We start from the raw sequence: 12,603 nt of genomic DNA on the forward strand, positions 1-12,603 counted from the left end.
ATAGGTGGATTTTTGGTAAAGTCAGACCCGTCGCAAGGCCGCGTGGCGCTTCTTGCCCAGGCTGAGGCGCGTCTCGCCGCCCTGCGGCAATTCAATCAGATAGCCCGCCTCGCTCACGGTTTCGCCGTCCAGCTTCACCGCGCCCTCGGCCAGCTTGCGCTTGGCCTCGCCGCCCGATGCCGCGAAGCCGAGCTGCGTCAGCGCAGCGCCGATGCGGATGCCTTCGGAGGGAACGTCGAGCACCGGCAGATCATCGCCCATGCCGCCGCCGGCAAAGGTCTGCTCGGCGGTGGCGCGGGCCGAGAAGGCGGCTTCCTCGCCGCGCACCAGCTTCGTCACCTCGTCGGCGAGCACGATCTTAGCGGCGTTGATCTCGCTGCCCTGCAGGGCCTCCAGCCGGGCGATCTCGGTCAGCGGCAGGTCGGTGAAAAGCCTGAGGAAGCGGCCCACGTCGCGGTCGTCGACGTTGCGCCAGTATTGCCAGAAGTCGTAGGCGGGTAGCTGCTCCTCGTTCAGCCAGACTGCGCCCGCGGCGGTCTTGCCCATCTTCGCGCCGTCCGCCGTGGTCAGGAGCGGGGTGGTGAGGCCGAACAACTCGGTTCCGTCCATGCGCCGGCTTAGCTCCACGCCGTTAACGATATTGCCCCACTGGTCGCTGCCGCCCATTTGCAAACGCGCGCCCATCTCCTGCGCCAGGTGCCGGAAATCGTAGCCTTGCAGGATCATGTAGTTGAATTCGAGAAAGGTCATCGGCTGCTCACGCTCGAGCCGCAGACGCACCGAATCGAAGCTCAGCATCCGGTTCACGGTGAAATGCGTGCCGACCTTCTGCAGCATCTCGATGTAGCCAAGGCCGCCCAGCCAATCGTGGTTGTTGACCATCACGGCGTCGGTCGGCCCGTTTCCGAATGTCAGCAGCTTCTCGAACACGGTGCGGATACCGGCGATGTTGGCCTCGATCGCCTCGTCGGTCAGCATCTTGCGGCTTTCGTCGCGGCCCGACGGGTCGCCGATGCGCGTGGTCCCGCCGCCCATCAGGACGATGGGCTTGTGCCCGGTCTGCTGCATCCGCCGCAGCATCATGATCTGCACCAGCGAGCCGACGTGAAGCGAGGGCGCGGTCGCGTCGAAACCGATATATCCGGGAACGACTTGTCGCACGGCAAGGGCGTCCAGTCCCGCCGCGTCGGTCGCCTGATGGACATAGCCGCGCTCGTCGAGCAATCGGAGCAAATCGGAATCGTAAGTCGTCATTTCGGGGGATCTGGCGTCTTATACTAGGGTCAAGGGACGGGGGCGGTAGCACGGGGTTGCCTGCTTGCAAACGCATGAACTGGTCGCACATGCGGCGCATTCGCCGCTCGGCATTCGCCGGGTAGAAGCCAAGATCTTGTCGATGACGGACGCGTGGATGCGTGTGCGCTGGCGCATCGACGGTTCGGAAAAGCTCGTCATTCCTGCCTTCGCGGGCAAGGGTCGCCAGGATGACCTGTGGCAGACGACCTGCTTCGAGCTGTTCATCATGCCGCGCGACGGCACGCCGGGTTACAGCGAATTCAACCTCTCGCCGTCCGAACGCTGGGCCGCTTACGACTTCGACGACTATCGCGAAGGCATGCGCCAGCGCGATTTCGCGCGCGAACCCGATTGCTCGATCCGCTCCGGCCAGTCGATCACCATCTTCGATGCCGCCCTGCCGCGCGTCCAGCTGCCCGGTCCGCCGTGCTCGATCGGGCTTGCCGCGGTGCTGGAGGAAGAGGGCGGCGTGAAAAGCTACTGGGCGCTGTCGCACCACAAGGAAAAGCCGGATTTCCACGATCCGGCTTGCTTCAACGCCTGTCTTGCGCGAACCCGCGCTGCATGAAATTCGGAATCGACCGGCTCCTCACCGAACCTGAACTGCTGAACCAGCTCACCGGCAAGCGGGTGGCGCTCGTCGCGCACCCCGCGTCCGTGACGGTGGATCTGACACACAGCCTCGATGCGCTGATCGCGGCTGGCGTCAACGTCACCAGCGCCTTCGGCCCGCAGCACGGGCTGAAGGGCGACAAGCAGGACAACATGGTGGAGACCGCGGACGAAACCGATCCGCAATACGGCATTCCCGTTTTCAGCCTCTACGGCGAAGTGCGGCGGCCCACGGGTCAGATGATGTCGAGCGCGGACGTGTTCCTGTTCGACCTGCAGGACCTCGGCTGCCGCATCTACACCTTCGTCACCACGCTGCTCTACCTGCTGGAGGAGGCCGCGCGTCACGGCAAGAGCGTGTGGGTGCTCGACCGGCCCAACCCCGCGGGTCGCCCGGTCGAAGGCACGTTGCTGGTGCCGGGGCACGAGAGCTTTGTCGGCGCCGCGCCCATGCCCATGCGCCACGGGCTGACGATGGGCGAGATGGGCCACTGGTTCATCCGCCACTTCGGACTCGACGTCGACTACCGCGTTATCGAGATGCTCGACTGGCTGCCGGAGGGACCGGGGCACGGCTGGCCGAGCGACCGCGTGTGGATCAACCCGTCGCCCAATGCCGCCAACGTCAACATGGCGCGCGCCTATGCCGGGACGGTGATGATCGAGGGCGCGACGCTGAGCGAGGGCAGGGGCACCACCCGCCCTCTCGAAGTGCTGTTCGGCGCGCCCGATCTCGACGCGAAGGCCGTGCTCGCCGAGATGCACCGCTTCGCGCCCGAATGGCTGGCAGGCTGCGCGATCCGCGAGTGCTGGTTCGAGCCGACCTTCCACAAGCACGCGCACCAGTTGTGCAGCGCGCTGATGATTCACGCCGAGGGCCCGTTCTACGACCACGAGGATTTCCGCCCGTGGCGGCTGCAGGCGCTGGCCTTCAAGGCGATCCGCAATCTCCACGCCGATTACCCGATCTGGCGCGGCAAAGATTTCAAGTACGAATACACCGACGATGTGCTCGCCATCGACGTTATCAACGGCGGGCCAGCCCTGCGCGAATGGGTGGACGATCCGTCGTCCACGCCAGCCGACCTCGAAGCGCTCGCCGCGCCCGATGAGGCGCGGTGGCGCGAGGATGTGGCGGACCTGCTGCTTTACTGAGCCGGCTGCGGACGGAGCGGCCCTTCCTGCGGCAGCGGGAGGGGGCGAATGTCGCCATCGTTCACGACCAGCACGGCACACCCGTCCACGGTGTGGTCCACGGCCTTGAATAGGATGGGGTAGTCCGGATCGGCGGGGCGGCGGTCGAGCCGGGGCAGGCCACGCTCCTCTCGCACCTGATGGATCGTATCGTCGCAGCGACCGCGCGCCGTAAGCTGAAGATCGGGCTGCGCATCCAGCACGAGGGGGCCGCGCTCGAACAACGGGGGCGGGTTGGCGGGCGCTTGCTCCAACCTCTCCTGCGCTGCGACCAGCAGCGGGGCGGCGGCGATCAGGGCGGCAAAGGGAAGGATTTTCCTCATCGATAGGTTCCTTTCGGAGCAAAGGCTATCATGCGGCCTCCGTTTCGCCTAGCGAGAGAGTTAACCCGATATTCGCGTCCCGCTGCTAGCGCGCGGGCATGGGCAGGGACCTCGCCATCACCAGCGACACCGCGGCGCAAGCGGCTTGCAACCTGTGCGGGTCGCACTCGGCCGAGCACCTGTTCACCAAGAAGGGCTACCGCCTCGTGCAATGCTGCGACTGCGGTCTCGCCTTTATCGCCAACCCGCCCGATGCGGCAGGTATCGCGGCCATCTACGACGTCGCCGCGTCTTATCACGACCAGCTGCTCGATCCCGAGAGCGAGGACCACAGGCGCCAGCTGCGCGTCGCACACCAGCATCTGAAGATGCTGCGAAGGTTTCGGCCGCAACTCGAAGGGCTGCGGTTGCTGGACATCGGGTGTTCTTCGGGCATTTTCCTGAGCGAGGCGAGCGCCCACGGCGTCGAGGGTGAAGGCGCCGAACTCTCACGCCGGACCGCCGAGTTCGCCCGCACCCATTTCGGACTGCCGATCCACCCCGGCGACTGGCGCGAAGCGGGCTATGGCGATGCCAGCTTCGACATCGTCACCCTGTTCGACGTGATCGAGCACCTGCCCGATCCCATGCAGGAGCTGCGCGACATCCGCCGCCTGTTGAAACCGGGCGGTCTGCTGCTGCAATCGACACCCGATATCGAAGGCCTGTTCCCTCGCATCTCGCAGCGCTTTGCCGGGGCGCTCGATTACTGGCCGCATCCCGAGCCGCCGCACCACCTGTTCCAGTTCTCCGAAGCCACGCTCGCGGCGATGGTCGAGAAGGCCGGATACCGAACCACCGGCGCGCATCACGTGGCCATCGATTTCGCCTACAACTTCGGAACGCCCGCGCACTGGAAAGTCAGCCCGAAGATGCTCGCCTACGCCGCCGCATTCGCCCCTGTCGCGGTCGTCGGCAATTACATGGGGCAGGGCGACTGGCTGTACCTCGGCGCAACGCGCGACTGAGACGACGACCTGGCGGGCAAACGCTCGATCAGGCGTCGATCAAGTCGCGGTCGACCTCGCCGGCGCGGTTCTGGATGAAGTTGAAGCGGTGTTCCGGATTGCGGCCCATGAGCTGGTCGACTAGCTCCTTCACCGCGTGGCGATCCTGATGTTCGGCGGGGAGCGTGATGCGGGTGAGAGTGCGGGTGGCCGGGTCCATCGTCGTCTCGCGCAGCTGGCCGGGGTTCATTTCGCCAAGGCCCTTGAAGCGGCTGACCTCCACCTTCTTGCCTTTGAACTTGCCCGCCTCGATCTCCGCGCGGTGCTCGTCGTCGCGGGCGTAGACGCTCTCCTTGTTGGCGGTCAGGCGGTAGAGCGGCGGCTGCGCGAGGTAGAGGTGGCCGTTGCGCACCAGCTCCGGCATCTCCTGGAAGAAGAAGGTCATCAGCAGCGTGGCGATGTGCGCGCCGTCGACGTCGGCATCGGTCATGATGACGATCTTGTCGTAGCGCAGCGCTTCCTCGTCGTAGTCCTTGCGCGTGCCGCACCCGAGCGCCAGCCCGAGGTCGGCGATTTCGCTGTTGGCGCGGATCTTGTCGGCGGTGGCGCTGGCGACGTTGAGGATCTTGCCGCGGATCGGCAGGATCGCCTGCGTCTTGCGGTTGCGCGCCTGCTTGGCGCTGCCGCCCGCGCTGTCTCCCTCGACGATGAACAGCTCGGTCTCGCCGTCCCCTTCGCCCGAGCAATCGGTCAGCTTGCCGGGCAGGCGCAGCTTCTTGGCATTGGTCGCGGTCTTGCGCTTGATCTCGCGTTCCTGCTTGCGCTTCAGCCGCTCGTCCATCCGCTCCATGACGCTGGCGAGCAGGGCGCGGCCGCGGTCCATGTTGTCGGCGAGGAAGTGGTCGAAGTGATCGCGCACCGCGTTCTCGACCAGCCGCGCAGCCTCGGGCGAGGTCAGCCGGTCCTTGGTCTGCGACTGGAACTGCGGATCGCGGATGAACACGCTGAGCATGATCTCGGCGCCGGTCATCACGTCGTCGGCCGTCAGGTCCTTCGCCTTCTTTGCGCCGGTCAGCTCGCCGAAGGCGCGCAGGCCCTTGGTCATGGCCGCGCGCAGGCCCGCCTCGTGCGTGCCGCCATCGGGCGTGGGTACGGTGTTGCAGTACCAGCTGGTCGAGCCGTCGGACCACAGCGGCCAGGCAACGGCCCATTCGACGCGGCCCTGTTCTTCTGCGAAATCCTGCCGCCCGGTGAAGAAATCCGCCGTCACGCACTCGCGCGCGCCGACCTGTTCGCGCAGGTGATCGGCAAGGCCGCCGGGAAACTGGAATACCGCTTCCGCCGGCACGTCGTCGTTGGAGAGGGCGGGGGCGCATTTCCAGCGGATCTCGACCCCGGCGTAGAGGTAGGCCTTGGAGCGGGCGAGCTGGAACAGGCGCTTGGGCTTGAAGGCGCGGTCGCCGAAAATTTCGGTATCGGGCACGAATGTGACGCTGGTGCCGCGACGGTTGGGCGTATCGCCCACCTTCTTCAGCGCGCCTTGCGGCATCCCGCGAGAGAATTCCTGCGCGTAGACCTCCTTGTTGCGGGCAACCTCGACCCGCGTGTGGCTGGAGAGCGCGTTGACCACGCTGACGCCCACGCCGTGCAGGCCGCCGCTGGTGGCGTAGGCCTTGCCGGAGAACTTGCCGCCCGAATGCAGCGTGGTCATGATGACTTCCAGCGTGGACTTGCCGGGGAATTTCGGATGCTCGTCCACCGGCATGCCGCGGCCATTGTCGGTGATGGTGAGGCGGTTGCCCTCTTCCAGCGTCACCTCGATGCGGCTCGCATGGCCTGCCACGGCCTCGTCCATCGAGTTGTCGAGCACCTCGGCGGCGAGGTGATGCAGGGCGCGCTCGTCGGTGCCGCCGATGTACATACCGGGCCGGCGGCGGACGGGCTCCAGCCCCTCCAGCACCTCGATCGCGCTGGAATCGTAATCGCCTCCGCCCTTGGGCAGGCTGTCGAACAGGTCATCGCTCATGGAAGGGGATATAGGCTGGCGGAATCCCGGCGTTCAAGGCGCACAGCAGCGGTTATCCGGCATCAGGAGCCCGTTGGCGCGGGATCGACGACGGTAAAGGCCCCGTTGCCGATCTGGCGGACCTCCAGCGCGCGGTGGCCTACACCGTCGGCGGAAAACCGGATCGGCCCGTCGAGCCCGAGAAAGCCTCCCTCGTCGGTCAGCATCGCGGGCACAAGCGGGCGGCCAGGCTGCCAGTCGCGCGCCAGTCGCAGCGTCAGCAGCACCGAATCGTAGCCGAGCGTGGCGATGCGGTAAGGCTCGCTTCCGAAACGCGAGACGTAGCTTGCGGCAAACTGGCGATAGCGGGCATCGGGCACGGCGGCGAACCAGGCACCGCGCAGCGCCGGGGTGCGGGTGAGCTCGTCCTCCCGGCTCCACAGTTCGGTGCCGATGATCGAGGGCAGGGCCTGGCCTGCATCCTTCAGCCGCGGCGCGGCCATCGCCGCGAGGCGCGCGCCATCGGCGATCAGCACGGTGTCGTAGCCGCCTGCTGCACGCAGCCGGTCGGCGGCAGAGAGGATCGAGGTGTTGTTGCGGTCGTACCGCTCGCTGCGCACCACCCGCGCACCGCTGGCCGTCACCGCCTGCTCCAGCGCGCGCAGGGCGCGGTCGCCGTAGTCGCCGCGCGGGGCGAGCGCGGCAAAGGTGCGCGCGCCCTGGTCGACCGCGAATGTCACCACGCGCGCCACCGATTGGTCGGGGATATGGCCCATCACGAAGACATCGCGCTGGGCGACGGAGGTATCGTTGGAGAAGGTGAGCAGCGGTGTCGCGGCAGGCCGTGCCGCGGCCAGCACCGGAGCGACGTCGTCGCGCACCAGCGGGCCGAGGATCAGGCGGTTGCCGTCCGCCACTGCGCGGCGCGCGGCATCGCCGGCTCCCGCGCCCGTATCGTAGGTGGTGATGCGCAGGTTCTGCGCGCCGGTGTCGAGCAGCGCCATCGTGCTGGCATTGGCGATCGACTGGCCGACCTCGGCATTCTCGCCCGACAGCGGCACGAGCAGGGCGATGCGGTGCCGCTCGACATCGACGGGCAGGGCATCGGCATCGGGAGGGGGGGGCGGTGGCGGGGGCAGCATCACGGCGGGCTCATTGCGAACGGGCGCTTCGTTGCCGCCGGGAATGACTGCGCACCCCGCCAGCGCGAGCGCGCCGAGCCCCGCCAGTGCGAGCCGCTTCACCGCATCGAACATACTTGCCGTCCCTCTGCCTCGCGTCCAAGGGTCGCGGCGTGACCGACGACAGCGCGACCCTTTCCCCCGGACTCTACATCGTCGCCACGCCCATTGGCAATCTCGGCGACATCACCATGCGCGCCGCCGACGTGCTGGCGCGCTGCGACGGGATTGCCTGCGAGGATACGCGAGTCACGCACAAGCTCATGCGCCATCTCGGCGTGTCGAAGCCGCTGTGGCGTTACGACGATCACAGCGCCCCCAACGACCGGGCGCGGCTGGTGGAATCGATGCGCACCCGCGCCGTGGCCTTGGTGAGCGACGCGGGCATGCCGCTCGTTTCCGACCCCGGCTATCGGCTGGTGCAGGATGCGAAGGAAGCGGGCGTGAGCGTCACCGCGCTGCCGGGCGCGAACGCTCCGCTGACGGCGCTGGCACTTTCGGGCCTGCCGAACGACCGCTTCCTGTTCGCAGGCTTCCTTCCGCCCAAGGGCAAGGCCCGGCGTGATGTGCTGGCCGAGCTGGGGCGGGTGCGGACGACGCTCATCTTTTTCGAGACCGCGCCGCGCCTCGTGAAAAGCCTGTCCGCCATCGCCGAGGTGCTGCCGGGCCGCGCGGTGGCCGTGGCACGCGAGTTGACCAAGATGTTCGAGGAATGTCGCACCGGCACCGCCGAAGACCTCGCGGCGCATTACGAAGCTCATCCGCCCAAGGGAGAGATCGTCCTCCTTGTAGGCCCGCCGCTAGAGGAAGCGCCGAGCGAGGACGAAGCCGAGGCCATGCTGCGCGAACTGCTCGAGACCGAGAAGGCTTCGCGCGCCGCCGCCGAGGTCGCCAGGGTTACGGGGCTCGACCGCAAGGCGCTTTACGCCCGCGCGATGGAGCTGAAAGGCGAATGAAGCGCCAGGTCGCGGAGACTAGCGGCCGCGATGCCGAGGCGCGGGCCGCGCGCTGGCTGGAAGGACAGGGCTACGCGGTGCTGGCTCGCCGCGTGAAGACGAAGGTGGGCGAGATCGACCTCGTCGCGCGAACACAAGGCGTGGTTGCCTTCGTCGAGGTGAAGTGGCGCCATCGCGCCGCCGATCTCGACCACGCCATCGACGAACACCGGCTGGCCCGCGTTGCCGCCGCGACCGAAGCCGTGGCGCACAAGTATGCGTTGGGCGGCGAGGACATCCGCATCGACGTGATCCTCCTTGCCCCCGGCACCGAGCCGCGCCACATCGTCAATGCCTGGATGCCGTAGGAGCCCCAATGTCCCTCAAAGTAGCCGTCCAGATGGACCCGCTGGAAACCGTCAACATCGCCGGCGACAGCTCCTTCGCCCTGATGCTCGCGGCGCAGGAGCGCGGGCATTCGCTGTGGGAATACGACGTCAGGACGCTGAGCTGGCAGGACGGCGCGATCTGCGCCTGGGCGCGGCCCGTAAGCCATGTGCAGCGGGTGAAGGGCGACCACTTCCGCGCGGGCGAGCGGCAGAAGATCGATCTCGCCGAGGATATCGACGTGGTCCTGATGCGGCAGGACCCGCCGTTCGATCTCGGCTACATCAGCGCCGCGCTGCTGCTCGACCGGCTGAAGGGCACAACGCTCGTCAGCAACGATCCGCGCGAGGTAATCAACGCGCCGGAAAAGATGTACGTGCTCGATTACGCGCGCTTCATGCCGCCTACTCTCATCACTAGAGTGCTGGAGGACGTGCGCGCCTTCCAGCGCGAGCACGGGGCGGTGGTGGTGAAACCGCTGCACGGCAACGGCGGCAAGGCGATCTTCCGTGTGGATGCCGACGGCACCAACCTGTCCGCCCTGTTCGAGGTGTTCAACCAGACCTGGCCCGAGCCGCACATGGTGCAGCCCTTCCTCCCCGAGGTGGCGAAGGGCGACAAGCGCATCGTGCTGGTCGACGGCGAGGTCGCGGGCGCGATCAACAGGCGGCCGGGTGCGGGCGAGTTCCGCTCCAACCTGGCGCAGGGCGGCAGCGCCGAGGCGACCACGCTTACCCCGCGAGAGCGGGAGATCTGCGAGGCGATGGGCCCCGACCTCAAGCGCCGCGGGCTCACATTCGTCGGCATCGACGTGATCGGCGGCGAGTGGCTGACCGAGATCAACGTCACCAGCCCCACCGGCATCGTCGCCATCGACGGCTTCAACGGCACCGACACCGCCGGCATGATCTGGGACGCGCTGGAACGGCGCCACGCGGCGATGATCGGCGGCGCGACCTAGGACCGAACCGGCCATTTGTCCGTTGGGGGCGAATGGACCAGCTCATCATCGACCTCATCCACCGCGGCGGATACTTCGGCGTCTTCCTGCTGATGGCGCTCGAGAACGTCGTTCCGCCGGTACCGAGCGAAGTCATCATGGGCGTGGGTGGCCTGCTGGTGCACCAGGGCCGGATGGACTTCTGGCCGCTGCTGCTGATCGGCACGCTGGGCACAACGGCGGGCAACTACTTCTGGTACTGGATCGGCGACAAGTGGGGCTTCGAGCGGCTCGAGCCTTTCGTCGAGCGCTGGGGCCGCTGGCTGACCCTCGATTGGGAGCATATCGCCAAGGCGCAGCAGTTCTTCGTGCGCAAGGGCCACTGGGTGGTCTTCTTCCTGCGCTTCAGCCCTTTCCTGCGCACCATCGTCTCGTTGCCCGCGGGGCTGGCGCATATGCCGCTGTGGAAATTCTTCGGCTATACCTTTGCCGGATCGCTGATCTGGAACGCCCTGCTCATCAAGGGCGGCGAGTGGCTGGGCGCCTATTTCGCGGAATCGCAGCACGTCCTCGCGTGGATCATCATTGGGCTGATCGTGCTGGGCGTGATCGGCTACGTCTGGCGCGTGATGACCTGGGTGCCGCGGTCAGAGCGGCCGACCGACTAGTCCTGCTCCCGGGGATGGGCGTCGCGGTAGGCCTCAAGCATCCTGGCCGCGTCCACCTTGGTGTAAATCTGCGTCGAGCCGAGGCTGGCGTGGCCGAGCAGTTCCTGTAGGCTCCTGAGATCCGCCCCCGCGCCAAGCAGATGCGTGGCGAAGCTGTGGCGCAGGGCGTGGGGCGTGGCGGTATCGGGAAGGCCGAGCGCAGTCCGCGCCCGTGCCATCGCCTTTTGCACCATGCCTTGTCCCAGCGGTCCGCCCTTGGCGCCGCGGAACAGCGGTGTCTCGCGCTCCAGCGGCCAGGGGCAGGCGGCGGCGTAGGTCGCCACGGCCTCGCGCACCACGGGCAGCAGGGGAACCATGCGCTGCTTGTTGCCCTTGCCGGTCACCACCAGCGTTTCGCCCAGCGGAAGGTCGCGGGCCGTCAGCAACAGCGCCTCGGCAATGCGCAGCCCCGCGCCGTACATCAGCATCAGCACCGCCATGTCGCGCTGGCCAATCCAGTCCTCGGCGGCGCTGGTCGCCACGACATCGGCAAGGTTAGCCGCCTCGTCGGGCGTGACGGGGCGGGGCAGGCCTTTCTTGATGCGCGGACCGCGCAGGCGCGGGGCGCTGCCCGGATCGGCACCGACCTGTTCGCGGGCGTAGGCGGTAAAGGCCTTTAGCGCCGAGAGTTCGCGCGCCGCGGAGGCGTTGGACAGGCCCTCGGCCCGCCGCGCCGCCAGGTGACCGCGCAGGTCGCGGGTGGAGAGCGCGGCGACCTCGGCCCAGCCCGGCGCGTCCCATCGCGTCAGCAGACGCGCCGCCGTGGCGACGTAGGCGCGCACCGTATGGGGCGAGCGACGCTGGCCGGCCGCGAGATGATGGCGCCACTGGTCGAGGAGGTCCGCGGCCTCGCTCACGCCTGGACCAGTTCGTCCGCCACCAGGCGCGGCAGGATGGCGTCGAGCAACGGCATTCCCGCTTCGGTGACCCCGACCCGCCCGCCGTCGTGCCATGCCATCCCGATGGCGACGAGGTGGTCGAGTTCGCGCGGATCGACCAGCGCCTCTCGCGGCAAGGCAAAGCGGCTGCCGAGGTTATCGAGATCCACACCCTCGGCCAGCCGAAATCCCATCAGCAACGCTTCGCTCGCCTGCTCCGCCATCCCGAGAGCGCGCTCCTCCTGCAGGCCGTGGCCGTTGCGCGCCACGGCGGATAGCCAGTTCTCGGGCTTCTTGTGACGCATGGTCGCAAGGCCGCCGCGCCGTCCGTGCGCGCCGGGCCCGATGCCGGCATAGTCGCGGTATCGCCAGTAGGCGAGGTTGTGGCGGCTTTCCTCGCCGGGGCGGGCGTGGTTGCTGATCTCGTAGGCGGGCAGGCCAGCGGCCGCCGTGCGCTCGCGCGTGAGGGTAAACAGGTCCGCCGCCGCATCGTCGTCCAGCGGCGCGAAACCGCCGAGCCTCACATCGGTGGCGAAGCGGGTGCCCGGCTCGATCGTCAACTGGTAGAGCGAGAGGTGGCCGGTGCCCAAGGCAAGCGCGCGGGAGAGTTCCGCGTCCCATGCCGCCGCGCCCTGGCCGGGCCGGGCGTAGATGAGATCGAAACTGACGCGGCCGAACACCCGCTGCGCGGTCTCCAGAGCCGCCAGCCCCTCAGCCGCATTATGCAGGCGTCCGAGGAAACGCAGGGCCTTGTCATCGAGCGACTGCAGCCCCAGCGAAGTGCGATTGACCCCTGCCGCCGCGAGATCGGCGAATTTCGCCGCCTCGACCGAGCTCGGATTGGCTTCCAGCGTGATCTCGATGCCGGGGGTAAAACCCCACAGCTTCTCCGCCTCCGCGAGCAGCGCGTCGACCAGCGAGGGCGGCATCAGCGACGGGGTGCCGCCGCCAAAGAAGATCGATTCCAGTGCCTCGCCGCCCACAAGGTGCGCCTCGTGCCGCAGGTCGGCCAGCAATGCGGCCTGCCATGCCGCCGTGTCCACGCTCTCGCGCACGTGCGAGTTGAAGTCGCAGTAAGGGCACTTGGCGAGGCAGAAGGGCCAGTGAATGTAGAGCGCGCGCGCCATGCCCGTTTCAGTGTGCGTTAACGCCGCCAAGT

At 67.7% G+C, this 12,603-nt stretch carries 13 protein-coding genes; 7 read left to right on the forward strand and 6 right to left on the reverse strand.

Annotation, left to right across the window (positions count from 1 at the left end; all coding sequences use genetic code 11):
• Positions 1 to 21: 21 nt before the first annotated feature.
• The gene (gene tyrS / locus AAW00_RS03585) at positions 22 to 1,254 is read right to left on the reverse strand and encodes a tyrosine--tRNA ligase (RefSeq protein WP_047002920.1); all 1,233 of its coding nucleotides are present in this window, start codon (positions 1,252 to 1,254) and stop codon (positions 22 to 24) included.
• A gap of 142 nt (positions 1,255 to 1,396) precedes the next feature.
• Between tyrS and AAW00_RS03590 the strand changes: the two genes are divergently transcribed.
• Both AAW00_RS03590 and AAW00_RS03595 read left to right on the forward strand, forming a co-directional pair.
• On the forward strand, positions 1,397 to 1,864 hold the full coding sequence (locus AAW00_RS03590) for a DOMON-like domain-containing protein (protein ID WP_241461619.1): 468 nt from the start codon (positions 1,397 to 1,399) through the stop codon (positions 1,862 to 1,864).
• Positions 1,861 to 3,063: an exo-beta-N-acetylmuramidase NamZ family protein gene (locus tag AAW00_RS03595; RefSeq protein ID WP_047002922.1), complete on the forward strand. Its 1,203-nt coding sequence runs from the start codon at positions 1,861 to 1,863 to the stop codon at positions 3,061 to 3,063. The genes AAW00_RS03590 and AAW00_RS03595 overlap by 4 nt, the downstream gene beginning before the upstream one ends.
• On the opposite strand, the gene AAW00_RS03600 is transcribed toward AAW00_RS03595, so the two are convergent.
• Complete coding sequence (locus AAW00_RS03600) at positions 3,057 to 3,425, reverse strand: hypothetical protein (RefSeq protein WP_047002923.1); 369 nt, start codon at positions 3,423 to 3,425, stop codon at positions 3,057 to 3,059. The genes AAW00_RS03595 and AAW00_RS03600 overlap by 7 nt on opposite strands.
• 98 nt (positions 3,426 to 3,523) lie before the next feature.
• Between AAW00_RS03600 and AAW00_RS03605 the strand changes: the two genes are divergently transcribed.
• Positions 3,524 to 4,432, forward strand: a complete 909-nt coding sequence (locus AAW00_RS03605; RefSeq protein ID WP_047002924.1) for a class I SAM-dependent methyltransferase — start codon at positions 3,524 to 3,526, stop codon at positions 4,430 to 4,432.
• Between the two features lie 28 nt (positions 4,433 to 4,460).
• Here AAW00_RS03605 and parE read toward each other — a convergent pair whose 3' ends face one another.
• Positions 4,461 to 6,437, reverse strand: coding sequence for a DNA topoisomerase IV subunit B (parE, locus tag AAW00_RS03610; protein WP_047002925.1), 1,977 nt, complete (start codon positions 6,435 to 6,437; stop codon positions 4,461 to 4,463).
• Positions 6,438 to 6,499: 62 nt separating this feature from the next.
• Positions 6,500 to 7,672, reverse strand: coding sequence for a penicillin-binding protein activator (locus tag AAW00_RS03615; RefSeq protein ID WP_047002926.1), 1,173 nt, complete (start codon positions 7,670 to 7,672; stop codon positions 6,500 to 6,502).
• A 38-nt stretch (positions 7,673 to 7,710) separates the two neighbouring features.
• On the opposite strand from AAW00_RS03615, the gene rsmI reads away from it, so the two are divergent.
• The 4 genes from rsmI to AAW00_RS03635 are packed head-to-tail and all read left to right on the forward strand — an operon-like array spanning position 7,711 to position 10,527.
• Entirely contained in the window at positions 7,711 to 8,553 is an 843-nt protein-coding gene (gene rsmI, locus AAW00_RS03620; protein ID WP_047002927.1) for a 16S rRNA (cytidine(1402)-2'-O)-methyltransferase, read from the forward strand.
• Complete coding sequence (locus AAW00_RS03625) at positions 8,550 to 8,900, forward strand: YraN family protein (RefSeq protein WP_047002928.1); 351 nt, start codon at positions 8,550 to 8,552, stop codon at positions 8,898 to 8,900. Before rsmI ends, AAW00_RS03625 begins: the two co-directional genes overlap by 4 nt.
• Before the next feature lie 8 nt (positions 8,901 to 8,908).
• Positions 8,909 to 9,880 (forward strand): glutathione synthase, encoded by a 972-nt coding sequence (gene gshB, locus AAW00_RS03630; protein WP_047002929.1) that lies wholly within the window; start codon positions 8,909 to 8,911, stop codon positions 9,878 to 9,880.
• Positions 9,881 to 9,912: 32 nt separating this feature from the next.
• Complete coding sequence (locus AAW00_RS03635) at positions 9,913 to 10,527, forward strand: DedA family protein (protein WP_047002930.1); 615 nt, start codon at positions 9,913 to 9,915, stop codon at positions 10,525 to 10,527.
• Here the strand turns inward: AAW00_RS03635 and AAW00_RS03640 are convergent.
• Positions 10,524 to 11,423 carry a tyrosine recombinase XerC gene (locus AAW00_RS03640; RefSeq protein ID WP_047002931.1) on the reverse strand — a complete coding sequence of 300 codons (900 nt, stop codon included), beginning with the start codon at positions 11,421 to 11,423 and terminating at the stop codon, positions 10,524 to 10,526. The two genes, AAW00_RS03635 and AAW00_RS03640, sit on opposite strands and share 4 nt — an antisense overlap.
• On the reverse strand, positions 11,420 to 12,571 hold the full coding sequence (gene hemW / locus AAW00_RS03645; protein WP_047002932.1) for a radical SAM family heme chaperone HemW: 1,152 nt from the start codon (positions 12,569 to 12,571) through the stop codon (positions 11,420 to 11,422). The genes AAW00_RS03640 and hemW overlap by 4 nt, the downstream gene beginning before the upstream one ends.
• Positions 12,572 to 12,603: the final 32 nt, after the last annotated feature.

Origin of the sequence: Aurantiacibacter luteus, from assembly GCF_001010945.1 — a bacterium.
Classification (GTDB): domain Bacteria; phylum Pseudomonadota; class Alphaproteobacteria; order Sphingomonadales; family Sphingomonadaceae; genus Alteraurantiacibacter; species Alteraurantiacibacter luteus.

Coding starts and splice junctions, on each gene's coding strand:
- tyrS (WP_047002920.1), bottom strand. CDS start 1,254: ATGACGACTTACGATTCCGATTTGCTCCGATTGCTCGACGAGCGCGGC.
- AAW00_RS03590 (WP_241461619.1), top strand. CDS start 1,397: ATGACGGACGCGTGGATGCGTGTGCGCTGGCGCATCGACGGTTCGGAA.
- AAW00_RS03595 (WP_047002922.1), top strand. CDS start 1,861: ATGAAATTCGGAATCGACCGGCTCCTCACCGAACCTGAACTGCTGAAC.
- AAW00_RS03600 (WP_047002923.1), bottom strand. CDS start 3,425: ATGAGGAAAATCCTTCCCTTTGCCGCCCTGATCGCCGCCGCCCCGCTG.
- AAW00_RS03605 (WP_047002924.1), top strand. CDS start 3,524: ATGGGCAGGGACCTCGCCATCACCAGCGACACCGCGGCGCAAGCGGCT.
- parE (WP_047002925.1), bottom strand. CDS start 6,437: ATGAGCGATGACCTGTTCGACAGCCTGCCCAAGGGCGGAGGCGATTAC.
- AAW00_RS03615 (WP_047002926.1), bottom strand. CDS start 7,672: ATGTTCGATGCGGTGAAGCGGCTCGCACTGGCGGGGCTCGGCGCGCTC.
- AAW00_RS03625 (WP_047002928.1), top strand. CDS start 8,550: ATGAAGCGCCAGGTCGCGGAGACTAGCGGCCGCGATGCCGAGGCGCGG.
- gshB (WP_047002929.1), top strand. CDS start 8,909: ATGTCCCTCAAAGTAGCCGTCCAGATGGACCCGCTGGAAACCGTCAAC.
- AAW00_RS03635 (WP_047002930.1), top strand. CDS start 9,913: ATGGACCAGCTCATCATCGACCTCATCCACCGCGGCGGATACTTCGGC.
- hemW (WP_047002932.1), bottom strand. CDS start 12,571: ATGGCGCGCGCGCTCTACATTCACTGGCCCTTCTGCCTCGCCAAGTGC.